Origin of the sequence: Pseudomonas sp. 22082 (assembly GCF_052046055.1) — a bacterium.
GTDB classification, from domain to species: domain Bacteria; phylum Pseudomonadota; class Gammaproteobacteria; order Pseudomonadales; family Pseudomonadaceae; genus Aquipseudomonas; species Aquipseudomonas pharyngis.
Genome location: NZ_JBQEQB010000008.1, coordinates 123,661 through 145,008 on the forward strand (window position 1 = coordinate 123,661; position 21,348 = coordinate 145,008).

Here is a 21,348-nt window from a genome sequence, read left to right on the forward strand (position 1 = left end):
AGTAGCGCCTATACCCAGGGATAGCAAGTAAGGATTGCTTCGATGACAAACCCACAGGTTGAAACCTTCTCCCGTCAAATTCGGGAAAAACTTCCCACGCACGACTCACCGCAACAGGCAGCAGAGGCCTTGAAAAAGGATCTCACCAGTATCGGCTTCTTTTTTACCTCTGAGATGGACCAGAATCTTGCCATAGCGCTTGAGCAGGTAGTCGCGTCACTGGAGGATGTTGAGATTCTACGTCGCAGCTCTCTGATCAAAAAAAGGGATCCTTGGTACAAGGGACCTAGCTCGAAGGATCTTCATTGGCCAGCTCTAAAGGCCTATCTCACTAATAGCAAGGGGTGGGATGAAAGCACTATTACATCTATCGATGAGAGTTCCTCAGAGGTTGTTTCACTGCTTGCAAATCCGACTAACGAAGGTTTTCGCCATCGTGGTCTAGTAGTGGGATACGTCCAGTCAGGTAAGACAGCGAATATGACCGCAGTGATAGCCAAAGCTGTGGACGCTGGGTATAACCTGATCGTGCTATTGGGTGGTGTAACTAATAAATTACGTGCGCAGACCCAGCGACGTATTGAACACGACATCGTGAATCGTCACCGCCATTTTTGGCAGTTGTACACGACTGAGCAGAATGACGGGGATTACACGTATCCTGCGAACGGCTCTTTCACGATGCCGGTTCCAGGACGAGCGCAGCTAGTCGTGATGAAGAAAATCACTTCGCGACTCGAGACGTTCCGCAAGACTATTATTGACGACAAAGGCAAGCCAAAGACTCCTTTGGCAATTCTTCGCCAGCTCAAGGTGCTTCTGATTGACGACGAGTGCGATCAAGCATCTGTCAACTCGTCTAATAATGATTATGACATGACGCGGATCAATGCCGAGATCCGAAAGATCATAAGGGCGCTCCCCGCAGTATCTTATGTGGGTTATACGGCTACACCATTTGCAAACGTATTTATCGACCCGTACCCACTGAATCCAAACGATTTGGACGACCTCTATCCGGAGGACTTCATTACCACCTTACCTCGTACCGATGGTTACTTCGGTGCAAGAGAAGTATTCGGATACGCTCCAGCCAACCCCGATGGACCTGAGTCTTCCGAAGAAGCCGGCAGGAACATGATTCGCCATGTGCCGGATGAAAAACTTAACCTGTTGCAACCGGCCCGCTCTAGCGAGAAGGACTCGTTCTACCCGCAGATGACAGAGGAGTTGGAGAAGGGAGTGCTCTGGTTCCTTCTCAGTTGTGCGATCCGTAGATCACGCGGACAACATGATCAGCACATGACAATGCTGGTGCATACGTCACCTTACATCATCCAGCATGAACGGATGGCTAAGTTAATTGAGTACTGGATCAAGGGTAACCTCGATGAACTGACCAGCGATTCTGGTGAACTCCAAAACAAGCTGGAGCAGGTGTTAGAAGAGGAGACAAGTCAAGTACCTCTTGAGTACAGCGGTAATAGCTCCTTAGCCGATCTACGCCCTTATCTCAAGACCACCTTAGATGCCTTGGAGTTTGCTATAGAGAATGGTGAAAGCTTTGAAAGGCTGGACTACACCCAAGAGCCCAAGACTTACATCGTGGTAGGAGGGACGGTGTTGGCCCGGGGACTGACGCTTGAAGGTTTATCCGTTTCATTCTTTCTGCGCACATCCATGCAATATGACACGCTACTTCAAATGGGACGTTGGTTTGGATATAGAAAAGGATACGAGGATCTGCCGCGTCTATGGACGACTGCTGATCTTTCCTCAAACTTCCGTGCACTGGCACGTATTGAAGAGGAAATTCGCGAAGACATCAGCAACTACCGCAAGCATGGCGTCACTCCTACAGAATTCGCCGTTCGGGTCCGCGCTATCCCAGGCATGGCAATTACTGCTGCATCCAAGATGCGACACGCTTATCGAAGCAATATTAGCTTCGAGGGCCGACATGTGCAGACCATTCGCTTTGATCACCAGAGCAATACCAAAGTAACGAATAATTGGGGAGCTGCCGTTCAGTTTGTTGACGAGGTAGACACCAAGTATTCATTCCAAACTCAAGGCGGTGGCAAGCGCCATCTTGCACGAAACGTGAAACTCCAAGAGGTACGTAAGTTTCTAGTAGCTTATGACATCTGTGAGCAACACATGGATCTAAAGAAAGATCTCCTCCTCGGTTATATTGATCAAGCAGCAGATAGTCTTCAAGAGTGGAATGTTGGCATCATTACCCCAATCGGCAAGAAGGCCGAAAAACCTCTGGGATCGCTAGGTCAAGTGAATGCCGCTTGTCGCTCGCAGCTGAAAGACAACGAAAGAGGATATGCTGACATCAAAGCGTTGATGTCTAAAAGCGACATTCTCATTGATGCCACAGAACTTGAGACAGCTAAAAGTAACGCCAGCTGGGCAGACATAAAAAATGGACGACCACAAGTTCCACTTCTCCTGTTGTATGTCATCGACGGAAAGTCCACGGCGCAGTCAACATCCCGCAAGGATTTGGATGCTGTAGGTGATTTGATAGGTATTGGTATCGTTTTTCCGGGAGCACCCGATCAAGCGGGCGATTTTTTCTCGGTGGAACTGGACGCGCCGGTACCAGAGCAGATAGCTTCGGAAGAAGAATTGCTCGCCGAAGCACTGGACGGGGCGGTTGATGACTAAAAGGGCGATTGAGCGCTGGAAACGCCTCACGACTGCAGGCTCGGGTGATGGGGTAATTGAGGTTCCCAGTATTGATTCGGGTATCTCTACGGGCTTCGGTACAGCACGATACGCGATCGGAGCACAGGGGCAGCCTCGACTTTTGGTGCCAATCGGTGGTCGAGGTGCCGCCCGTGGCTTGGCACCAACGTCAAAACTCCTCGTCACGACTTCGAGTTACAAGGTTTCCAACAAAGATACGTTGTACATCGACATCATGTGCTTGGATCGAGCTCTTGATATGGTATTTGCTGAATTGGCAGAAGAAATTCTTCGACGGATCAAGGAGGGATTTTCACCGTTTAAAGCAGTAACTGCGTCTATCGATGACTTTCGGGAACTTTTGAAAGAAAATGTTCGTGAAGAGATCCCCGAAAGTAAAATCCAAGGTTTGGTAGGCGAGCTAGAAGTAATGCGGCGTCTTGTCACTCTAAATGAAATTGCAGTGAAAACCTGGACCGGTCCTTTTGAACTTCGTCATGATTTTCGCCGAGGCGCCCATGCTCTCGAGGTGAAAACCTCTCGGAGATCCGACACAACCCAAGTATCAATTCATGGAATTGACCAACTTTCTCCCCCAGTCGGTGGAACGCTTCATCTTGTGCATGTCCGTCTGGAGAGAGTTGAAAATGGCCAACTTACGGTAGGCTCAGTCTTTGATGGTCTTATGAGGTCGGGGGCCCATAGAGGAACACTCGAAAAGGGGTTGGAGGCTCTAGGATGTTTGGATCCTCATGGAGATGAATGGAATCGCCTCTCCTATTGCCTGGAAGGACTGGAGGTCTACAAGGTTTTGGACGGCTTTCCACGAATTATTGATTCCAGCTTCAAAGGTGAAGTCTTACCTGCAGGCGTCTTGGCTTTGGAGTATCAAATTGACTTAAGCCATGCGAGGACCTTTGAACTTTCTGCGGGAGATATCGAAGTTGCATTTGAAAGGATTGCAAAATGACGCGACTGGAGCTTTTTAGCGAACCCTTTTCCAAGACGGGAAATATCGCCGCAGACGGCTTTAGACGTCTACTGGGCTGTCCTGCTCAGGATCTTCTGCAAACAGTGCTCCGTGAGTCTATTCAGAATAGTATTGATGCTGCTCTGCCGGGGGTCGGCCCGTCGTTATCGATTAGATTTCGTACGCTGACACCACAGCAGTGCACAACACTGAGAGAGCTTGTGCTGGCAGAACTCCCACCAGGAGATCACACCAGGAATGAGGTAGCAGCCTCGATTGTATCGGTTGACCTCAAAGTGCTTGAAATCTGTGACTTCCGTTCAACCGGGCTCAGTGGACCAACGTCGGGAGACGTCGCTTCAGATGGGCACGAAGCGCTCAATTTCGTAAATTTTCTGCGTAACGTCGGCGTCGCTCGTGACACATATCACGGAGGAGGTACCTACGGTTATGGCAAGACCTCTCTATATGCAATGAGTGCGTGCTCGACGATTCTTGTAGATAGCCAGACCACGTGCGAAGGTAAACCTGTACGCAGATTCATGGGTTGTCACTTGGGTTCGGCCTTCGATGCTGATACAGCCGATCACAGGCGCAGAAGATTTACAGGACGACACTGGTGGGGGACCGGCGATGGGGACGGTGGCATCGATCCCCTGATTGGCTCCAACGCTGCTGAACTGGCAGCTTCTTTGGGAATGCCTGAACGAGATCAGAACAATACTGGAACCTCAATCCTTATTCTTGATCCCTACATTGAGGAGGAAGGAGACGTCAGGTCGATCAGTCATTACATCCAAGAAACAATTCTCTGGAACTTCTGGCCACGGCTCACGGCGTCAACTCCTGAAGACAAGAAGCTCAATATTCGAATACAAATCGAGGAGCAAGAAGTAGCGCTGCCCGCCCCGGAGGATTTCCCTCCATTTGATCTGTTTGCATCTGCCATGAAAGCTTATCGAGATGATGCTGATGACGTACAGATTATTAAAAGTGAGCGCCCTAAAAAGGATTTGGGCAAGCTGATCATCAAAAAGGGGCTTTGTGCCGATCGCTCAGGACCCGCTCTGGATGAGAGTTCTGGAATCCCTGAACAGGCTTGTCATATTGCCTTGATGCGACCAGTAGAATTGGTCGTGAAATATATAGAGGGCACCCCCTTTGCTGATACACGCTTTGAGTGGGCTGGTGTATTTATATGTTCGGATGAAGATGACGTAGAGTCCGCGTTTGCAATGTCCGAGCCCCCTGCACATGACGATTGGATACCTGACAATCTTCCCGATCGTAATGCGAAGACATTCGTTCGGGGGGCTCTCAAGCGAGTCGAACAAGCCGCCAATACTTTCGCAGCTCCAATCATGGCAGTCGCAAACAGTAGTAAAGAACGTGGACCTTCACTTGCTGGTACAGCTAGCCGTCTGGGACGGCTACTTGATTCAGTTTCGGGAAAAGGTCCAGGCAGACCTAGGCCGGGTACGCGCACGCCACATACAAAGCAGGAGCTTGCTATATCTCCAGCCAGATTTATGCGTCTTGAAATTGATGGTAAGAATCGACGTTGCGCCATTTTTGAAGCACATCTGCAGAACGATGGAGCGAACGCGATGCTTGAAATATCTGCTGAATCTCATCTAATTGCGGACGGGGCCGTCGCTGATGGTGAAGATTTGCCAGCTGGCTTTGAAACCCAAGTGATCGGAATGTCGTTTGATGCCGCCAATGTCGTAACGTTTGACTCAACAATAAAGGTAGGTACTGAAAGCGGCACGATCGGCATCTCAGTTTTGAGCCCACCAGAAGCAGCCGTGGGTGTTCGACTTCGCTTTCTGAACGAGGGTAGAGAGTGAGCCGTATAGCCTTCCCATTCCTGACCCTTCCCAATGAGCTGGTCAACTTCAGCGGATGGATGATCGGACCTCCGGGAGAACCTTTATCCCCGGCTTCCGACGTCTTGGAAAACTGGGACTATGAACAAGACATTCAAGTCAATGTTCATGTGCATATAGACGTCAAAGAAGCATCAGTTTTATTGGGAATAGATGTCGCCGACCTGAAACTGGCCGTAGTGCTCTCAGTGGGCACTGGTGCTGGCAGCTTGCCTCGGCGAGTAGATCGCTTAGCAACTGCGGTAATCGATATCGATGAACCAGCAGTTACTCTCGAAGAAACCATTCTAGGACGTACCCTTTCAGGGCAGCTTCATCTCAGCCTCAGAATCATTCTTGAAGCCCCTATTGACTCTGGAGGACCACTTTCTCCAAAGCAAAGGGGCGCGCGCCTCTGGCAGTACCACAAAAATATTCTTCTTGAAGATGGTGGCGAATCTAGGTTTCCAATTGAGCTTGCCAGCTTTTCCGAGAGTTTCGAGGCTAGGCCAGAGCAATATGCTCCTTGGCTTGTAGACTGGACCCCGACAACTTTGGATGCGGATTTCAGCGGAAACGTAAGACTTTACGTCAACTCTGATATCGAAAGCGCGTGCTCAAGGTTCGTTGAGGGTGATGCACTAACGCTCCAAGCAATGGTTGCTGATGTGATGACGCAACTAATCGAAGCCGCCCTAGACGTTGAAAATGAAGCCGAACTCGATCGATATGAAGAAGGTTCGATAGGTTATCAAGCAAGGGCATGGATGGAGATGTCATTTCCTGGACAAAATCTCGAGAACATCCGACAAATGCGGATCTATGCTCCTGGAAAATTTAAAGCCTTGATTCTGGCCATAGCCGACTTCAGAGAGGGTGATTGATGCGTGTTCCACTTCTGCCACGCCTGAAAGCACACGGTGTCGCCACAATCCTTGAAAGACTTAAGAGTGAGGCTCCATCTCCCAAAGACAACATCGACCGTTTGACAGAATACTCTGCCTGGAAGACTAGCGCTCCAAGTGGTGGGACAAGAGCTGATAGCGCAGCCGTCAACATAGCCGCCGAACTACGGAAAATTGCTCAGAAAGCGGGATTCCCAAATTCTAAAACCCAAGCAGCCAGAGCCAAGTTTGATCAAGATGCAGCCATTTACCTTGCCCAATTAAAAGACTTGCAGACAGGCGAAGCATTACGTGACGACGTATGGGCGTTCATGACAACGGTACTAGCCCCGGACATAGTCGTATGGCGCTTTACCGATAAAAATCGCGAGCGAACAGCACGGTTTTCAGGAGGTGTCCGTAACTCGTTTCAACGATTATGGGTGCGAGGGACGTTTCTCGATCGAGGCGAGGGGCACGCACAGCGTTGGGAGTTATTAACGCAATTGACTGAAGATGCAATGGTTCAGATTTTCGAGCGTGCATCGATAGGTGGGAACCCTCCCTTGGCCATCGCAATTGCTGAAGGCTGGCTGAGCACTGTAGCTAAGGTTGGTCGAGGTCCAATGGAGGGAGTAATGCGTTCTGCTATCAAGATTCTTCGAGTGAAGAACCAGATCATTGATCTAGGATATCTAACTCCCGGGGAGCTGGAGAACGTAATCCTGAATACTTTCGAGACTGCAACACGCGCGTTTGTTAAAACTGTTAAATCTGAGCATGAGACTTGAAAAACAAGGTTTTCTTGGGGGATGAAACCAACCAATTTCCAATTGACGTTTTCTTCAAGGCCTACCTACTCGCCCTAGTCGCCTCGCGCTTATCGATTAGTTTTGTACCACCCGCTATTAATACCCCTCCCCCACTCAAGGACCCGAGCCCCACCATGAAATTCGACCTCGCCTACTGCCTCAGCCTCGACGACAAACTGTCGATCTATGACGTTCGCGATCTCAATTTCGATGAGACGGTGGCGTTCGATTCTGCGAAGGAACACTTCCAGTGCCCCAACGACGCCTGTCGTTCGGCGTTCGATGCGTCCAACGAGTTGGGCACGTTCAACGCCAAGAACGTGAATTACGTGCGCACGCCGCACTTCAAGAATCTGCCCGGTACGCAGCATGTGGCGGGTTGTCCGTATGTGAGTTTGAAGACGTCGGCGTCGGGGGTTGAGGCGGCGGATGGGGAATCGGATGACGGGCGGGAGGAGCATTTTCCGTCGGAGTTGTTGCTGACGCGCCGTGAGTATGTGCGCAAGCCTGTCGCGCCAGCGGGGGCGGCGGATGTGTTGCGGGATGATCCGGTGCGGGGGGCGACTACCCCTTCAAAAGAATCGCCGAGTCGTGAGACGGCGCCGGACAAGACCAGTGTGTTCGCTCACCCCGTGGAGTGTTTTGTGTCGAACTTCGCGGACAAGGATTTGCTCAAGCGCATGCCGTTGAAGATTGGCGAGCATACGGCGCCGTACAGTTCGTTCTTCAAGAAGATTGAGTATTTGATGGACAACAAGGGGCTGATTTACTGGGGTCGGATCAAGAAGATCGAGGACTTTCACAGCGCCAGTTTCCGGATCGATTTCGAGGACAAGGTCTGGTTCAGGAAGCCGGAGGACAGCAAGAAGAAGCCTTATCCGGTCAGTGTTTATCTCAACAAGAAGTTGATCGACAACTACCGCAAGCGCAAGGCGTTTCTGGAAGAGATCAAGCACGCCATTGATAGCGACAAGGAGTTGTTTTGCTTCTTCTATGGTGTGACGCCGGAGTTGAAGCAGGTGCCGGGCAAGAAGAACCCCGAAAAGCCTTTCGAGGTCTTCAATGCCAATATCGAGAACCTGGATCACTTCATTATTCGTGAAGCGCCGGGGCTGGCGTGATGGTTAGCCTTGGGGCAGTTGAAGTTTGACGGCGCCGGGATGTTGCTTGACGACTGAGTACGGCAGGATCGACCACTCGGGTTCATCGCAACCACGTTGTACCCGCGGGAAGTACGGCCCCAGGTAAATGCCCTTGGCGGTGAAATACCAATCGAAAACGCCCCAGACGTTTTCATCGGTGTAGTCGCAGCTGTCTTCATCACCTTCGGCTGGCTTCTTCATTTCGTCGGGATACAGCGAGGTGAACTGTTTTATAAGCCACTGCGCAAACTCTTCCCTCTGTTTACCTTCGCTTGTTCCAGTCGAAGTGCCCTTCCCTCCACCCACTGTCAAAACGTCTTCCAGCTTTATCGCTTGCCCAGTATGAGCATTGAGATTGATCGGGGAGTTGCCGACATCCGGATGCGCGCCGCCACAGTCGTAACCGGTGTTGATGTTCAGGCTGACGATATCGGACGACAGAAACGTGGGCGCGACGCTTTGCCATTGCTCGGCATTCTCACCACCTTGCAGCATGCAGGCGTGATAACTGATGACCTCTTTCCAGAGCCGTCCCAACAATTGCTCGTTGATCCGCTGTTGCTCCTGTTTGGGATAACCGGACTCAATACTAAAGAAAGAGATTTTCGACTCAGGCTCCGCCCACCATTGCAGGTCGTAGCCCATGAAGTTGTCTTTCTTTCCCGGTTTGAGCTTGAGCCCCTGTAAGCGCAAATACTCGTAGGGATCGTCTTTCGGCAACGTGGCAATGAAGGGCAACGTCGTTGCAGTCGGCGCGGGAAGTCTGGCCTCGACCAGTTGTACCGACAGCTTTTTGCCCTTCGGGTTTTGCCACTCGCCCTGCCAACCGTTGGCGGTGGATTTCAGTTTGAGGGTTGGCAGCGGTTTGTCATCGCCGTAGCGATTATTGCCCTCGACCAGCGTCAGCGTGCTGTCCTGCAACGCGCCACTGAGGGGCAGGTCGCGGTGATACTTCTCGTAGAAGTAACGGCCGGTCACTTCGTCCTGCTGCTGGGTGTTGAGCTCAACCACAATCGGCGTCTTGCCCAGCGTGCCCGTGAACACACGTCTGCCGTCGTCAGCCTGAGCGGTGGAAAGCAGTGAAAACAACGCGGCGGCATATGGCGCCAGGCGCAACAGTCCCTTGAGCATGGATCGATCCCTGAGTGAATAAGGCTGCGGAGTATGCAGAGGATGCGCGCAGGAATCGAGGTGCTACTTCAGTGTCATGCCCAGCATCACGATGATGAGTAGCGCGATATACACCCACGCATGCACCCGATCCGGTATCCGCCCGATCCACCGTGTGGCCAGTCGAATCCCCAACATCGAGCCCAGCGTCAGCACCGCAAACGCGAGCAGATCCACATACCCGATAAACCATGGCCCGAGTTTTGTCTCGCTGAGTCCCGCCATCGCCATGTACGTCAGGGTTCCCGCCAACGCCACAGGCACGCTCAGTGGATTGGCCATCGAAGTCGCCTGAGACATGCTCAACCCGCAACGCCGCAATAACGGCACGGTCATGACGCTTCCTCCTACGCCGAGAAAGGTTGCGATGGCGCCAATGCCTACACCGCCGCCGGACGTTTCCAGTGTTCCCAATCGCCGTGGGATGGCGCCTTCGGACTGCGTAAGAAAGCCGCGTCGCAGCAGACAATCGACAATCGTCACGCCGAGGTAGGCAATGAAGGCATGGCGGATGACTTCGCCGCTGACCCAAACCGCGGCGATTGCGCCGACGACCGCGCCCAACCCGATGAACCCGCCCAAGGGCCACAGGTAATCACGGATGAGGTTGCCGGCGCGGCGATGTTTGTCGGTGGCGACCAGGGCGTTGACGATCATCACGCAGGTCGAGGTGGCGACGGCGATGTGCATGGCGGATTGGCTAATCGGGTCGTCAGCGCCGTGGCTGGCGATGAGCATGCGGTACAACAGCGGCACGACGACGAAGCCGCCGCCGAAGCCGAAGAGCACGGTGGTGACGCCCGTCAGGCAACCGAAGAGTGTCAGCAGTAGGTAAAACATGGCGCGTCATCCGTTGGTTGGGAGCGGTCGACGATAGTGCGGCGGCGCTTGGCCTGCTTCAGCAAGTCAGCCAATAATGTTTGCGTTTACGTCAACTGCTGGGTGCCGCTCGATGCGCAATGTTTCGATCAATCTGCTGGATGACACGCCGCGCCCGGTGGTGGCGATCGGTACGGATTATTCCCACGGCTATCTGTTGCCACGTCATACGCATCGACGGGCGCAATTGTTGTACGGCGCGACCGGGGTGATGCAGGTCAGCACGCATGATGGCAACTGGGTGGTGCCGCCGCAGCGGGCGGTGTGGATTCCGCCGGGGGTAGCGCATGAGGTGTTGATGCTGGGGGTCAGCACGCGCAGTTTGTATATCGAGCCGGGGGCGGTGGATCTGGGTGAGCGTTGTCAGGTGATCAGTGTGTCGCCGTTGATGCGGCATTTGCTGATGGAAGCCGTGGAGTTGCCGCTGACCTATGACCTGACCGGGCGCGAGGGCGTGCTGATCGATCTGTTGCTGCATGAATTGGTGCGCAGTGCACCGTTACCGTTGCATATCCCGCTGCCGTCTGACGGACGACTGCTCGAGCGGTGTCAGACCTTTCTGCATCAGCCGAATGCCCACCAATCACCCCAGCAATGGGCCGATCAGCTGCACGTAAGCTTACGTACCTTCAACAGGTTGTTTCGTCAGCAGACCGGCTTGAGTTTCAGTCAATGGCGCCAGCGCGCCTGCGTGGTATTGGCACTGGCACGGCTGGCGGCGGGTGAAGCAGTGACGCGGATTGCCCTGGATTTCGGCTATGACAGCCCGGCGGCGTTCTCGACGATGTTCCGTCGGACCCTCGGTCAGGCACCGTCCGTCTGGTTGGAGGCGGCGAACTAGGGCAAATCAAAAAATGCGTTTGATCCCGGTCGAAAACAACTGTACAAAAACACAGTACATTTTCCATCAGCACTCTCGAGCCCGGAGCACACCATGGCCTCTTCAGCGATGAACCTCATCCTCGAACGTATCGCCCTTTTCCAGTTCACCCCGGCCCATTGCGCCCAGGCCCGAGGGATGTTGGGCTGGAGTATTGAACAGTTGTCGCGGGAGGCCAAGGTTTCAGCAGACGACATTCAGCGGTTCGAAGCACAACAGGACGTGGCGGATGAGGTGCGGCTGGCGTTGACCTATCGGTTTGAGGCGCAGGGGCTGGTGTTCTTTCCGGGGTTTGCGCCGGGGCGCTCCACAAGCATCAAAGGAACCACGGCCGAGTCGGTGGAACGTGGGAATTATGCAATGGCAGACTGAGGACTCAGGACTTGATCGAAATTGAGGAAAGCACAGGTAACGTTTATCAAGACCTAGGGGTTGGTGATGCATGCGAGATGCAGACCAAATCTGAAGCGGTGATGAAGTTGGCTGCACTGATGGAAACTGCGCAGTTGAGCGGAAGTGAAGCGGCGGACAAACTTGAGATATCGCTGGAGAAACTAGAGGAAATTCTCCGTGGGCGGTTCCGCGACGTTCCATCCGCCGCAATTTCAAAATACCTGAATCAGATATCGGTAAACGAAGCCTGAAAGAGCGGTTCGCTCCCGTGGGGGAGCGAACCTGAGAAACTCGTCAGGCCCCTTGCACAACCGCCTCACTCTCCCCTTCAACCGCCAACCACCATGCATTCCCCCGTTGCGGTTGTGCCAGGTTGAATGCCTCGCCCATTTTCGGCGTGGTAATCGACACACTGCGTTCCCAGGCCAGCGCCAGAATGCGGTCAAACGGCTCATGCCAGGCATGCATCGCCAGGTCGAAGGTGCCGTTGTGGATCGGGAACAGCCAGCGCCCCTTGAGGTCGAGGTGGGCCTGCAGGGTTTCTTCAGGTTGCATGTGCACGTGGGGCCATTCGACGTTGTAGGCACCGGTTTCCATCAGGGTCACGTCGAACGGGCCGTACTGTTCCCCAATGCGTTTAAAGCCGTCGAAATAACCGCTGTCACCACTGAAGAAAATCCGCGTATCGCCATCGATGATCACCCACGAAGCCCACAGGGTCTGATTGCCATCGAACAAACCACGACCGGAGAAGTGCTGCGACGGAGTGGCAATGAAGCGGATGCCGGCGACTTCGGTGCCTTGCCACCAGTCGAACTGGCGAACCTTGCCGGCATCGATGCCCCATTTGATCAGGGTGTCACCGACGCCCAGCGGGGTCAGGAACACGTTGACCTTGTCCGCCAGTTTCAATACGGCCTCGTAGTCGAGGTGGTCGTAATGGTTGTGCGACAGGATCACGGCTTCGATCGGCGGCAACTCGTCAATGCTGATCGGCGGCTGGTGAAAGCGTTTCGGTCCGGCCCATTGCACAGGCGAGGCGCGCTCGGCAAACACCGGGTCGGTGATCCAGAACTTGTCTTGCAGCTTCAACAGCAAGGTCGAGTGGCCGAGGCGGTAGACACTCTGGTTGGGAGCGGCGATCAGGTCGGCGCGGGTCAGTGGCTGCACCGGGATGGCTGCCGTCGGCCGAGTGTTACGTGGTTTGTGGAAGATCATGTTCCACATGATCCGCAGCATCTTGCGCAAACCTTCGCGCTGCACCGGCGCGTGGTTACAGAAAGTCCCCTCGGCCTGGCGCGAAGCTTCAGGTGCTGGACTAACCGCGGAAGAAATTGATTTGGCCATGACTGAAAGACTCCAGGTAAACCGCGCAATTCACGGCTTTCCACGGTGGGACGATAAATGGCCAAGGCACGCACGCATCAGCCGGACATCTGGTTTTAGGGTGCACCGATTAAGGCAACATTACACTGATCGGTGTAGTTTCTAGGTTGCATCAAACCGGATGCCAAGTAAACTGCCGAGTGTAATTCCCTCCTTTTTCCTGCCGAATCCAATTTATGACAGCTCCAACGCGCCTCACCGACCGCAAACGCGAAGCCATCATCCTCGCGGCCATTTCCGAGTTCCGGGCCAACGGTTTCGAGGTCACCAGCATGGACAAAATCGCGGCGAGCGCCGGGGTGTCGAAGCGCACGGTGTACAACCATTTTCCGAGCAAGGAAGAGCTGTTCGCCGAAATTCTTAACCAGTTGTGGGCACGGATCAGCACTGAGCAGGCCGTGGCGTATCAGCCCGATCAGCCCTTGCGGGATCAGTTGCGAACGATGCTGTTGGCCAAGTTGCAAATGATGGCGGACGACAACTTCATGAATCTGGCCCGTGTCGCCATCGCGGCTGCGATCCACTCGCCGGAACGCGCGCAGAACATGGTGGCGCGCATGGGCGAACGTGAGGAAAGCGTGACCGTGTGGATTCGTGCCGCACAGGCGGATGGTCGATTGAAACCGGTCGATCCAGAGTTCGCCGCCCATCAAGTGCAGGGGCTGCTGAAGACGTTTGCCTTCTGGCCGCAGATCTCCCTGGGCCAGCCCTCGCTCGAGAGCACGATGCAAAATGCCGTGGTCGATTCTGCAATCGACATGTTCCTGGCCTGCTATCAGCTCTAGATCAGGCCTGCGCCACAGTAAATGGCTCACAAGGACACTGAATTTTCCCGCTGGAATAAATGACAATGCCTGCCATTGGCCGATGAACGGTCACGCTGAAGAATTACACTGCAAAGTGTTTCAGAATGAATCTGGCGCAGAACACCATGGAAAACCAACGCGGCAAAGGCTTGTCATTCGCCAGACGCATTTACCTGCCGCGAGCCATCGGGCTGGGCATCGGCTTCTTCAGCGTGGGCGCCGCGGTGTATCCGTTGAACATGCCGTCCTGGCTATGGACCTTGTTGCTGTTTAACGGCTTTCTCTGGCCGCATGTGGCCTATCAATGGTCGACCCGCTCGGCCTTTCCCTATCGCGCCGAACGCCGCAACCTGCTCTATGACTCGGTGTTCGGCGGTTTCTGGACCGCGTGTTTCCAGTTCAACCCACTGACCACCGTGACCATTCTGTCGATGATGACCATGAACAACGTCGCCGCCGGTGGCGTGCGCCTGTTCTGGCTCGGCGCGCTCGCCCAGGTGATCGGCGTGCTGCTGGGCTGGTCAATGTTCGGGGTCAAGTTCACTCTGACGGCCACGCAGACTCAAGTCTGGGCCTGCCTGCCGATGCTGACGCTTTATCCGCTGGCTTTGGGAATGGTTTGCTACCGGTTGGCGATCAAACTCGCCGAACACAAACGCACTCTAAGCGCCCTGAGCCGCACCGACAGCCTGACCGGCCTGCTCAACCACGGCGCCTGGAAAGACCTGCTACATCTCAAGTTCCAGCAGTGCCGGCAGCACAATTCCCAAGCGATTCTGGCGCTGATCGACATCGATCATTTCAAGTCGATCAACGACAGTTACGGACACATCGTCGGCGATGCGGTGCTGCGGCAATTGAGTCACGAGCTGAAGTTCGTGCTCGACGGAAGCGAGCTGGCCGGACGATACGGCGGCGACGAATTCTGCGTGATCCTGCCCAACCTGCCCCTGAGCAAGGCCGAAGCGCTGATGAAGCAATTGCGTCAGGGAATGGATCGATACCGCCATCCCGACGTCCCCGAGCTGCGAGTCAGCCTGAGTATCGGGCTTGCTCGCTATCAAACCTCTTACGCCGATGCCCTTGAGTGGTTCGAAGATTCCGACAAGGCGCTGTACACGGCCAAGCACACGGGACGTAACACAATCAGCGTAGCGTTGAGCCGATCACCCGCCTGAAAAAACTTGTACAAAATTGAGAAAAATCGACTTCTTGTACAAGTTTATAAAGTTTTGTATAAGTTAATCCGCCAGCCGGGATGCTGGCACACTGCTTCCAGCCATCGAGATATCTGGCTGGCTGACGCGGAAACAGGGACCCCACCTTCAGTCCTATTTCCAGAGTGCCATGAACATGATTTTCAACCGCCACAAGACTGCCCTCGTCGATCTCCAAAACACCATCAACCAACAAGCCGGCCTGCTGGAGGCGATCAACCGCTCCATGGCAGTGATCGAATTCGATGTCGACGGTGTGGTTCTGCGCGCCAACGACAACTTCCTGAAAACCATGGGTTACACCCGCGAACAGGTGATCGGGCAGCCCCATCGCCATTTCTGTTCTCCCGAGTTTGCCCGTGGCAATCAGTACACCGAGTTGTGGTCGCGATTGAAAAGCGGCCAATTCCAATCTGGCACCTTTGAACGCATCGACAGCCAGGGCCGTCCGATCTGGCTCGAAGCCAGCTATAACCCGATCAAGGATGACTCGGGTCGCGTGGTGAAAGTGGTCAAGTACGCCATGGATGTCACCGCCAAAGTGCAGCAGGAAAGCGAAGCCAATGCGAAATTGCAGGCGATCGACCGCGCCATGGCGGTGATCGAATTCGATCTCGACGGCAATATCCTCACCGCCAATCAGAATTTTCTGACGCGCATGGGCTACACCCTCGCCGAACTGAAAGGCAAACATCACCGTTTGTTCTGCCCCGCGCAACTGGTCAACAGCAGCGCCTACCAGGATTTCTGGCGCCGACTGAATCAGGGCGAACTGTTTCAGGGCCAGTTCGAACGCGTCGACAAACGCGGGCAGACCGTGTGGCTTGAAGCCAATTACAACCCGGTCTACGACGCCGCCGGCCGCTTGTGCAAAGTGGTGAAGTTCGCGTCGGACGTGACCGCCCGGGTCGAGCAGCACGAGCAGGATGCGCGCAGTGCCAGCGCCGCCTATCACATCTCGGTGGCCACCCGAAAAGTCGCTGAGCAAGGTACGCAAGTGATTCAGCAAGCGGCCAGTGAAATGCGCGAAATTGCCGACGACATCGCCGAATCCTCAACCCTGATCGCACAACTCGGCGAGCGCTCCGAGCAGATCACCGCCATCGTCAACACCATCCGCGCGATTGCCGATCAGACCAATCTTTTGGCCCTGAACGCCGCCATCGAAGCCGCGCGAGCCGGTGAGCAGGGTCGCGGTTTTGCCGTGGTGGCCGATGAAGTGCGGCAACTGGCGGCGCGCACCAGCGGCTCGACAGCGGAAATTTCCAACATGATCGGCCTGATCCAGACCGAAACCCGTCAGGCGATCAAAAGCATGGATGGCACCCGTGGTCGCGCGGCGCAGGGTGTTGAGCTGGCGGATCAGGCCGGTACGGTGATTTTGCAGATTCGTGACGGCGCCAGCGAAGCGGTGGAAGCCGTGAGCATGTTCGCCAATGACCGGGCGCCGGGTTAAACGCGATCACGGCCACCGCAGCGCCCGCCCCAGTTCATCGAACAGCGTGACCACCGAGCGCAATGCGCGGCAGTCCGGGCGGGTGAGCAACCACAACGCGGTGTCGTAACCGTGCAAGGGTTCGCTCAGGGCTTGCAGACCATCACCGATCAGAAAGTCCGGCAACGCCGCCACGCCCAGTCCGGCGCGGACCAGTTCCGTGACAGACAGCATGCTGTTGCAGCGATAGCTCGGCGTCACACCGGGCAACTGCTGACGGCGCCAGGCGACGGTCGGGTGATCAGGCAAAAAGTCGTCAGGGGCGATCCAGGTCAGCGCCGCCAGATCGGTCGCTTCAACCTTTTGTAGATAACGCTGACTGGCGCAGACCCGGTAGGAAATCTTCGCCAGCTCACGTCCGACCAGATGCTCCGGCGGTGTACGCGTCAGGCGCAGGGCGATGTCGGCATCACGGCGGCTGAGGTTGGCGAAATCGTTGGAGGTGCTCAGCTCGATGGTCAGCGCCGGATAGTTCGGCATGAACTGCGCGAGCGCCGGCAGTAGCAGACCTTGCAACACCGAATCGGTACAGGTCAGGCGCACCGTGCCGCTGACCACTTCGCCGCCCTGCTCCACACCGATACGCGCCGCTTCCAGTGCTTGCTCGGCACGTTCGGCCTGCTCGGCCAAGGTCTGCGCGAGGCTGGTGGGCAAATAACCGGCGCGGCTTTTTTCGAACAGTTGCTGGCCGAGTGACGCTTCCAGTCGGCGCACGGCGCGAAACACCGTCGACACATCGACCCTCAACAGCTGCGCGGCCCGGGCCAGAGAGCCGCCGCGCACTAAAGCGAGGATCAGGGCCAGATCCGGGAAATCCAGTTGGTATTGCGTGGCTGCATTGATCACTTGGGCAAACGCCAATTTCGAGTGCGTGAACGCCAATCTATAGTGAGCTTCGTCCCTCAACAAGCACAGCGAGTCCTCATGGAATCCAGAGCCCTGCGCATCGCCCTGATCGGTGATTTCGACCCGCAAGTCACCGCCCACCAAGCCATCCCGGTCGCCCTTGGACTGGCGGCGGAACACCATCGCCGTCCGATCGATTTCGAATGGTTGGCCACCGACCGAATCCTGCCGGAGACACCGCTGGAACATTTCGACGGCTTCTGGTGTGTGCCGGCCAGCCCCTATAAAAGTGAAGACGGGGCCCTGCGGGCCATCCGCTTTGCCCGCGAGCAGCAGCGCCCTTTCCTCGGCACCTGCGGCGGTTTTCAGCATGCGGCGCTGGAGTTTTCCCGCCACGTGCTGGGCTGGGCCGACGCCGAGCATGGCGAAACCTCGCCAGACTCCAGCCGCGCGGTGCTCACACCGCTGACCTGCTCGCTGGTGGAGGCAGTGGACAGCATTCATCTGGTGCCCGGTTCGTTGATCGCCAGGGCGTACGAAACGTCGGAAATTCGCGAAGGCTATCGCTGCCGCTACGGTGTGAATCCGCAGTTCGAAAGGGAGTTGCTGACCCATGAACTACACGCCGTGGGTCACGATTCGGCAGGCGATCTGCGCGCCATCGAACTGCAAAACCATGTGTTCTTTGTCGCCACACTGTTCCAGCCGGAGCGTGCGGCGCTCAAGGGGAACTTGCCACCGCTGGTGCGAGCGTTTGTCGAAGCCTGCTCGGAGCACTGTCGATGAATCCGAACACTGCGTGTTTCGCCGTGATCTTCACTTCGACCCGCACCGAGGGCGATAACGGCTATGCCGAGGCCTCCGAGCGCATGATGCAATTGGTTGCCGAGCAACCGGGTTTTCTCGGCGTCGATTCGATCCGGGGCGCGGAGGGGGTGGGGATTACGGTTTCGTACTGGGAGAGTGAGGCGGCAATTCTGGCGTGGCGCGAGCATCCGGAGCACCGGGTGATTCAGGCGCGTGGGCGGGCCGAGTGGTATTCGGCGTATCAGACGCGGGTGTGTCGGGTGGAGCGGGAATATCGGTTCGGCCAGTGACTATTAAGGTGTACTCACTGGCCCCTTCGTCGGAACGCCGCCCGGAGCAAGCCCGCTCCCACAGGGTACTGCCTTGTTCTCAAGATCACGCGGTACCTGTGGGAGCGGGCTTGCCCGCGAAGGGGCCAGAACAGTCGCAGCAGAATCTCAGCCCTTCACCAGACTACGTACCGCCTCAATCTCCGGCACTTCGCGTTTATTCATATAAACGCGCAACGGCTCGGTGATGTTGATCCGGTCATCGATGTTCTGGTCCAGCAGCAACTGGATCAGTTCGCGCTTGAGGGTCATGGTCTGTTCGGTGGTCGGTGCCCAGACGAATTCGCTGCACGGAATGATGCCGTCATCGGCCACGTCCATGCCGAACGAATCCTCACTGAAGCGCACGATGTACTGGCCGGTCTTGCGGTTGAGGCCGACAAAGCCCTTGAGGTCGTCGGCGGCCTGGCAGATGAGTTGCGATGTGATGCGCATGGTAAACCTCACAAAAGTGATCGAAGGTTTACACGCAGGGCAATGGGTGGCGCGCCCTCTGCCGGGGCGGTTGCCGTGGCCAAGCGTACTGCAAACGAACGCACAAAAGTGCGCAAATTTTCGCTTTCAGTACGTTTATGTCGGTCTCGCGATAGCAGGTTTTCGTTTGAGTTGCTAAAAGGTACATCTTTGAAAATGCCTGCGAAAGGAACTCGATAATGCCCGCCACTTTCACCAAAAGCGCACTGCTGCTGAGCCTGATGCTCGGCCTCGGTCAGGCCCACGCCGCCAACCAGTCGAGCCCCGTCGCACTGGCCGCCACTCACGGCATTCCGCACCCGGCGGTGATCGCCCACCGTGGCGCCTCCTTCGATGCCCCGGAATCCACCGCTGCGTCCTACAAACTGGCCCGCGACCTGGGCGCCGATTACCTGGAAATGGATTTGCAACGCAGCAAGGACGGCGTGCTGTTCGCCCTGCACGACGACAACCTGCAACGCACCACCGACGTCGCCACCAAGTTCCCGGAGCGCAAGGACAGCCCGGCCAATGCCTTCACCATGGCCGAACTGAAAACCCTCGACGCCGGCAGCTGGTACAACGCCAAGTACCCGGATCGCGCCCGCCCGTCCTACGTCGGTCTGAAGATTCTGACCCTCGACGAAATCATCGACATCGCCCAGGCCAACCCAAAGCACAAACCCGGCCTGTACATTGAAACCAAGGAGCCGAAGCTGTTTCCGGGGATCGAGCATGACCTGAAGGAAAAACTCCAGGATCGCGGCTGGTTGAGCCCGGCCGGTTCGAAACTGGCGAAAAGCGCTCTCGGTGTCGGTCAGGGCAAAGGCAAGGTGATCCTGCAGACGTTCGAGAAGAGCAGCCTGGAAATGCTGCAGAAGGAAATGCCGCAGGTGCCGAAAATCCTGTTGCTGTGGGTCGGCGAAGGCAGCATCGAGCCGAAATCCAAAGTGACCTTTGCCGAATCCGGCGAGAAGGACAAGAACGCTTTCTACGGTAAGCAGGAGCCGAAATCCGAAGCCGAGTTCAAGCAGTGGATCGACTACGCCAAGGCTCAGGGCGCGATCGGCACTGGTCCTTCGGCGAAGCTGACCCACGGCGGCGATCAGAGCTATTCGGATCTGGTGCAGCCCTGGATGAACCAGTACACCCACGATCAGGGCCTGCTGGTGCACGTCTACACCGTGGATGAGCCGGTGGACTTCGAGAAAGTCATGGCCGCCGGCGTCGACGGCATCTTCACCAACCGCGCCAGCGAACTGCTGAAGTTCTACAAACGCCCGGCCGCCGCCAGTGTGGATCAGGTGTTGAAGAACAACGGCTTCTGATCTGCAAATTCGGGCGTCAGTATCGCGAGCAGGCTCGCTCCCTCGGGGAGTCCGGCCTGCTCGCTGCGTTTTAAGGGTGAATTAAGTTGCGGCGATTAACCTGAACTCACTTAAACGAATCACCCAAAGGAATAACCGATGAAAACTTTGACTGCCCTGTTTACCGCTGCCGCCCTGACCCTCACCGCTGGCCTGGCCCAGGCTGACGTTCGCGTTGACCAGATCCCGCAACTGGTCAAGGAAGGCAAGATCAAGTCGCTGGAGTCGATGAACGCAGAAGCGCTGAAACTGCATCCGGGTGCGACCATTACCGACACCGACCTGGATAACCACTTCAATGGTTATGAGTACGAAGTTGAACTCAAAACTGCCGATGGCAAAGAATTCGATGTGGACTTCGATGCCACCACCGGCAAAGTGTTGAGCAACAAGCAAGACACTTGATTCACCCCAACAATCCCCGTGGGAGNCGCCATCGCGAGCAGGCTCGCTCCCACATTGTTTTGTGGTGACCTTAAGCTGAGGTGCTGACCAGCGAGCCGGAAGTGCTGCTGTCCGAGTCCTGCAATGCCGCCAACAACGCCGCCGTCGCCGTCTGCAATGAAGCCGACGTCGTCGCGATCTGCGACTGCGCAGCCGCGACATCCGCCGCCTTGGCATCCTGACTTTCCTGCTTGGCCTGGGCCGCTTGCAGCGCCTTTTGCTCTTCCTGCAACTGCTTCTGCAGCTCGGCGATCTGCTTGCGCAGTGCTTTCACGGTGTCCGATTCATCGCTGCTGGAACTGCTGTCGCCCGCCGGCGCCGCACCGCCGCCTGCTGCGACTTTGCTGGTGTCGGCCTTCACAGCGGTGCCGGCCGCCGCGGTGGTCGAAGTGTCGTCGCCCGTGTCGGCAATCGAGGTTTTGCTGGTAGACGTAGTGACGGTCTGATTGATCGAAACAGACGTGATGCTGACCATGGGAAATCTCCAATGCCGGTGATAG

General features: G+C 55.8%; 21 protein-coding genes and 2 pseudogenes. 17 read left to right on the forward strand and 6 right to left on the reverse strand.

Going from position 1 to position 21,348, the window contains the following annotated elements:
• Positions 1-42 precede the first annotated feature (42 nt).
• The 6 genes from ACTJK9_RS11840 to ACTJK9_RS11865 all read left to right on the forward strand — a co-directional run bounded on the left by ACTJK9_RS11840 (position 43) and on the right by ACTJK9_RS11865 (position 8,355).
• Positions 43-2,679, forward strand: a complete 2,637-nt coding sequence (locus ACTJK9_RS11840) for a Z1 domain-containing protein (protein ID WP_440813947.1) — start codon at positions 43-45, stop codon at positions 2,677-2,679.
• On the forward strand, positions 2,672-3,670 hold the full coding sequence (locus tag ACTJK9_RS11845; protein ID WP_440813950.1) for a PD-(D/E)XK motif protein: 999 nt from the start codon (positions 2,672-2,674) through the stop codon (positions 3,668-3,670). The genes ACTJK9_RS11840 and ACTJK9_RS11845 overlap by 8 nt, the downstream gene beginning before the upstream one ends.
• The gene (locus ACTJK9_RS11850; RefSeq protein ID WP_440813953.1) at positions 3,667-5,520 is read left to right on the forward strand and encodes a hypothetical protein; all 1,854 of its coding nucleotides are present in this window, start codon (positions 3,667-3,669) and stop codon (positions 5,518-5,520) included. The genes ACTJK9_RS11845 and ACTJK9_RS11850 overlap by 4 nt, the downstream gene beginning before the upstream one ends.
• Positions 5,517-6,422 carry a hypothetical protein gene (locus tag ACTJK9_RS11855; RefSeq protein ID WP_440813956.1) on the forward strand — a complete coding sequence of 302 codons (906 nt, stop codon included), beginning with the start codon at positions 5,517-5,519 and terminating at the stop codon, positions 6,420-6,422. The genes ACTJK9_RS11850 and ACTJK9_RS11855 overlap by 4 nt, the downstream gene beginning before the upstream one ends.
• Complete coding sequence (locus ACTJK9_RS11860) at positions 6,422-7,213, forward strand: hypothetical protein (RefSeq protein WP_440813958.1); 792 nt, start codon at positions 6,422-6,424, stop codon at positions 7,211-7,213. The genes ACTJK9_RS11855 and ACTJK9_RS11860 overlap by 1 nt, the downstream gene beginning before the upstream one ends.
• A 155-nt stretch (positions 7,214-7,368) precedes the next feature.
• Entirely contained in the window at positions 7,369-8,355 is a 987-nt protein-coding gene (locus ACTJK9_RS11865) for a hypothetical protein (RefSeq protein ID WP_440814096.1), read from the forward strand.
• Positions 8,356-8,358: 3 nt separating this feature from the next.
• Here the strand turns inward: ACTJK9_RS11865 and ACTJK9_RS11870 are convergent, their stop codons facing one another.
• Together ACTJK9_RS11870 and ACTJK9_RS11875 are read right to left on the reverse strand one after the other, a co-directional pair.
• Complete coding sequence (locus ACTJK9_RS11870; RefSeq protein WP_440813961.1) at positions 8,359-9,507, reverse strand: hypothetical protein; 1,149 nt, start codon at positions 9,505-9,507, stop codon at positions 8,359-8,361.
• A gap of 63 nt (positions 9,508-9,570) precedes the next feature.
• Positions 9,571-10,386: a sulfite exporter TauE/SafE family protein gene (locus tag ACTJK9_RS11875; RefSeq protein WP_440813963.1), complete on the reverse strand. Its 816-nt coding sequence runs from the start codon at positions 10,384-10,386 to the stop codon at positions 9,571-9,573.
• A gap of 112 nt (positions 10,387-10,498) precedes the next feature.
• Here ACTJK9_RS11875 and ACTJK9_RS11880 point away from each other — a divergent pair, with 112 nt between their 5' ends.
• The 3 genes from ACTJK9_RS11880 (at position 10,499) to ACTJK9_RS11890 (ending at position 11,949) form a co-directional block, all read left to right on the forward strand.
• Positions 10,499-11,266 carry an AraC family transcriptional regulator gene (locus ACTJK9_RS11880; protein WP_440813966.1) on the forward strand — a complete coding sequence of 256 codons (768 nt, stop codon included), beginning with the start codon at positions 10,499-10,501 and terminating at the stop codon, positions 11,264-11,266.
• A gap of 93 nt (positions 11,267-11,359) precedes the next feature.
• Entirely contained in the window at positions 11,360-11,677 is a 318-nt protein-coding gene (locus ACTJK9_RS11885) for an XRE family transcriptional regulator (RefSeq protein WP_440813968.1), read from the forward strand.
• 11 nt (positions 11,678-11,688) lie between these two features.
• Entirely contained in the window at positions 11,689-11,949 is a 261-nt protein-coding gene (locus ACTJK9_RS11890; protein WP_163976215.1) for an XRE family transcriptional regulator, read from the forward strand.
• Positions 11,950-11,992: 43 nt separating this feature from the next.
• Here ACTJK9_RS11890 and ACTJK9_RS11895 read toward each other — a convergent pair whose 3' ends face one another.
• Complete coding sequence (locus ACTJK9_RS11895; protein WP_440813971.1) at positions 11,993-13,045, reverse strand: MBL fold metallo-hydrolase; 1,053 nt, start codon at positions 13,043-13,045, stop codon at positions 11,993-11,995.
• A 215-nt stretch (positions 13,046-13,260) separates the two neighbouring features.
• Here ACTJK9_RS11895 and ACTJK9_RS11900 point away from each other — a divergent pair, with 215 nt between their 5' ends.
• From ACTJK9_RS11900 to ACTJK9_RS11915, 4 genes and pseudogenes are all read left to right on the forward strand, one after another.
• Positions 13,261-13,869: a TetR/AcrR family transcriptional regulator gene (locus tag ACTJK9_RS11900; RefSeq protein ID WP_440813973.1), complete on the forward strand. Its 609-nt coding sequence runs from the start codon at positions 13,261-13,263 to the stop codon at positions 13,867-13,869.
• Positions 13,870-14,015: 146 nt separating this feature from the next.
• On the forward strand, positions 14,016-15,068 hold the full coding sequence (locus tag ACTJK9_RS11905) for a diguanylate cyclase (protein WP_221399726.1): 1,053 nt from the start codon (positions 14,016-14,018) through the stop codon (positions 15,066-15,068).
• A gap of 265 nt (positions 15,069-15,333) precedes the next feature.
• Positions 15,334-16,017 (forward strand): annotated as a pseudogene (locus tag ACTJK9_RS11910) (PAS domain-containing protein); the annotation flags it as partial.
• A gap of 108 nt (positions 16,018-16,125) precedes the next feature.
• Positions 16,126-16,563, forward strand: a pseudogene (locus tag ACTJK9_RS11915) (methyl-accepting chemotaxis protein); the annotation flags it as partial.
• Positions 16,564-16,569: 6 nt separating this feature from the next.
• Here ACTJK9_RS11915 and ACTJK9_RS11920 read toward each other — a convergent pair.
• On the reverse strand, positions 16,570-17,511 hold the full coding sequence (locus tag ACTJK9_RS11920) for a LysR family transcriptional regulator (protein WP_440813976.1): 942 nt from the start codon (positions 17,509-17,511) through the stop codon (positions 16,570-16,572).
• Between the two features lie 15 nt (positions 17,512-17,526).
• Between ACTJK9_RS11920 and ACTJK9_RS11925 the strand changes: the two genes are divergently transcribed.
• Positions 17,527-18,234 (forward strand): CTP synthase C-terminal region-related (seleno)protein, encoded by a 708-nt coding sequence (locus ACTJK9_RS11925; RefSeq protein WP_221397957.1) that lies wholly within the window; start codon positions 17,527-17,529, stop codon positions 18,232-18,234.
• Complete coding sequence (locus ACTJK9_RS11930; protein ID WP_440813979.1) at positions 18,231-18,545, forward strand: antibiotic biosynthesis monooxygenase family protein; 315 nt, start codon at positions 18,231-18,233, stop codon at positions 18,543-18,545. The genes ACTJK9_RS11925 and ACTJK9_RS11930 overlap by 4 nt, the downstream gene beginning before the upstream one ends.
• Positions 18,546-18,692: 147 nt before the next feature.
• Here ACTJK9_RS11930 and ACTJK9_RS11935 read toward each other — a convergent pair whose 3' ends face one another.
• Positions 18,693-19,019 carry a DUF2025 family protein gene (locus tag ACTJK9_RS11935; protein ID WP_007951085.1) on the reverse strand — a complete coding sequence of 109 codons (327 nt, stop codon included), beginning with the start codon at positions 19,017-19,019 and terminating at the stop codon, positions 18,693-18,695.
• 218 nt (positions 19,020-19,237) lie between these two features.
• Between ACTJK9_RS11935 and ACTJK9_RS11940 the strand changes: the two genes are divergently transcribed.
• Entirely contained in the window at positions 19,238-20,365 is a 1,128-nt protein-coding gene (locus ACTJK9_RS11940) for a glycerophosphodiester phosphodiesterase (RefSeq protein WP_221397958.1), read from the forward strand.
• 138 nt (positions 20,366-20,503) lie between these two features.
• The gene (locus tag ACTJK9_RS11945; protein WP_007963131.1) at positions 20,504-20,809 is read left to right on the forward strand and encodes a PepSY domain-containing protein; all 306 of its coding nucleotides are present in this window, start codon (positions 20,504-20,506) and stop codon (positions 20,807-20,809) included.
• Positions 20,810-20,879: 70 nt separating this feature from the next.
• Here the strand turns inward: ACTJK9_RS11945 and ACTJK9_RS11950 are convergent, their stop codons facing one another.
• On the reverse strand, positions 20,880-21,323 hold the full coding sequence (locus tag ACTJK9_RS11950) for a hypothetical protein (RefSeq protein WP_440813983.1): 444 nt from the start codon (positions 21,321-21,323) through the stop codon (positions 20,880-20,882).
• Between the last annotated feature and the right edge of the window lie 25 nt (positions 21,324-21,348).

Bases quoted from the DNA above. Each gene is read 5' to 3' on its own strand.
- ACTJK9_RS11905 (WP_221399726.1), top strand. From the start codon at position 14,016: ATGGAAAACCAACGCGGCAAAGGCTTGTCATTCGCCAGACGCATTTAC.
- ACTJK9_RS11930 (WP_440813979.1), top strand. From the start codon at position 18,231: ATGAATCCGAACACTGCGTGTTTCGCCGTGATCTTCACTTCGACCCGC.
- ACTJK9_RS11880 (WP_440813966.1), top strand. From the start codon at position 10,499: ATGCGCAATGTTTCGATCAATCTGCTGGATGACACGCCGCGCCCGGTG.
- ACTJK9_RS11935 (WP_007951085.1), bottom strand. From the start codon at position 19,019: ATGCGCATCACATCGCAACTCATCTGCCAGGCCGCCGACGACCTCAAG.
- ACTJK9_RS11900 (WP_440813973.1), top strand. From the start codon at position 13,261: ATGACAGCTCCAACGCGCCTCACCGACCGCAAACGCGAAGCCATCATC.
- ACTJK9_RS11850 (WP_440813953.1), top strand. From the start codon at position 3,667: ATGACGCGACTGGAGCTTTTTAGCGAACCCTTTTCCAAGACGGGAAAT.
- ACTJK9_RS11840 (WP_440813947.1), top strand. From the start codon at position 43: ATGACAAACCCACAGGTTGAAACCTTCTCCCGTCAAATTCGGGAAAAA.
- ACTJK9_RS11940 (WP_221397958.1), top strand. From the start codon at position 19,238: ATGCCCGCCACTTTCACCAAAAGCGCACTGCTGCTGAGCCTGATGCTC.
- ACTJK9_RS11895 (WP_440813971.1), bottom strand. From the start codon at position 13,045: ATGGCCAAATCAATTTCTTCCGCGGTTAGTCCAGCACCTGAAGCTTCG.
- ACTJK9_RS11845 (WP_440813950.1), top strand. From the start codon at position 2,672: ATGACTAAAAGGGCGATTGAGCGCTGGAAACGCCTCACGACTGCAGGC.
- ACTJK9_RS11925 (WP_221397957.1), top strand. From the start codon at position 17,527: ATGGAATCCAGAGCCCTGCGCATCGCCCTGATCGGTGATTTCGACCCG.
- ACTJK9_RS11860 (WP_440813958.1), top strand. From the start codon at position 6,422: ATGCGTGTTCCACTTCTGCCACGCCTGAAAGCACACGGTGTCGCCACA.
- ACTJK9_RS11950 (WP_440813983.1), bottom strand. From the start codon at position 21,323: ATGGTCAGCATCACGTCTGTTTCGATCAATCAGACCGTCACTACGTCT.
- ACTJK9_RS11875 (WP_440813963.1), bottom strand. From the start codon at position 10,386: ATGTTTTACCTACTGCTGACACTCTTCGGTTGCCTGACGGGCGTCACC.
- ACTJK9_RS11885 (WP_440813968.1), top strand. From the start codon at position 11,360: ATGGCCTCTTCAGCGATGAACCTCATCCTCGAACGTATCGCCCTTTTC.
- ACTJK9_RS11870 (WP_440813961.1), bottom strand. From the start codon at position 9,507: ATGCTCAAGGGACTGTTGCGCCTGGCGCCATATGCCGCCGCGTTGTTT.
- ACTJK9_RS11945 (WP_007963131.1), top strand. From the start codon at position 20,504: ATGAAAACTTTGACTGCCCTGTTTACCGCTGCCGCCCTGACCCTCACC.
- ACTJK9_RS11865 (WP_440814096.1), top strand. From the start codon at position 7,369: ATGAAATTCGACCTCGCCTACTGCCTCAGCCTCGACGACAAACTGTCG.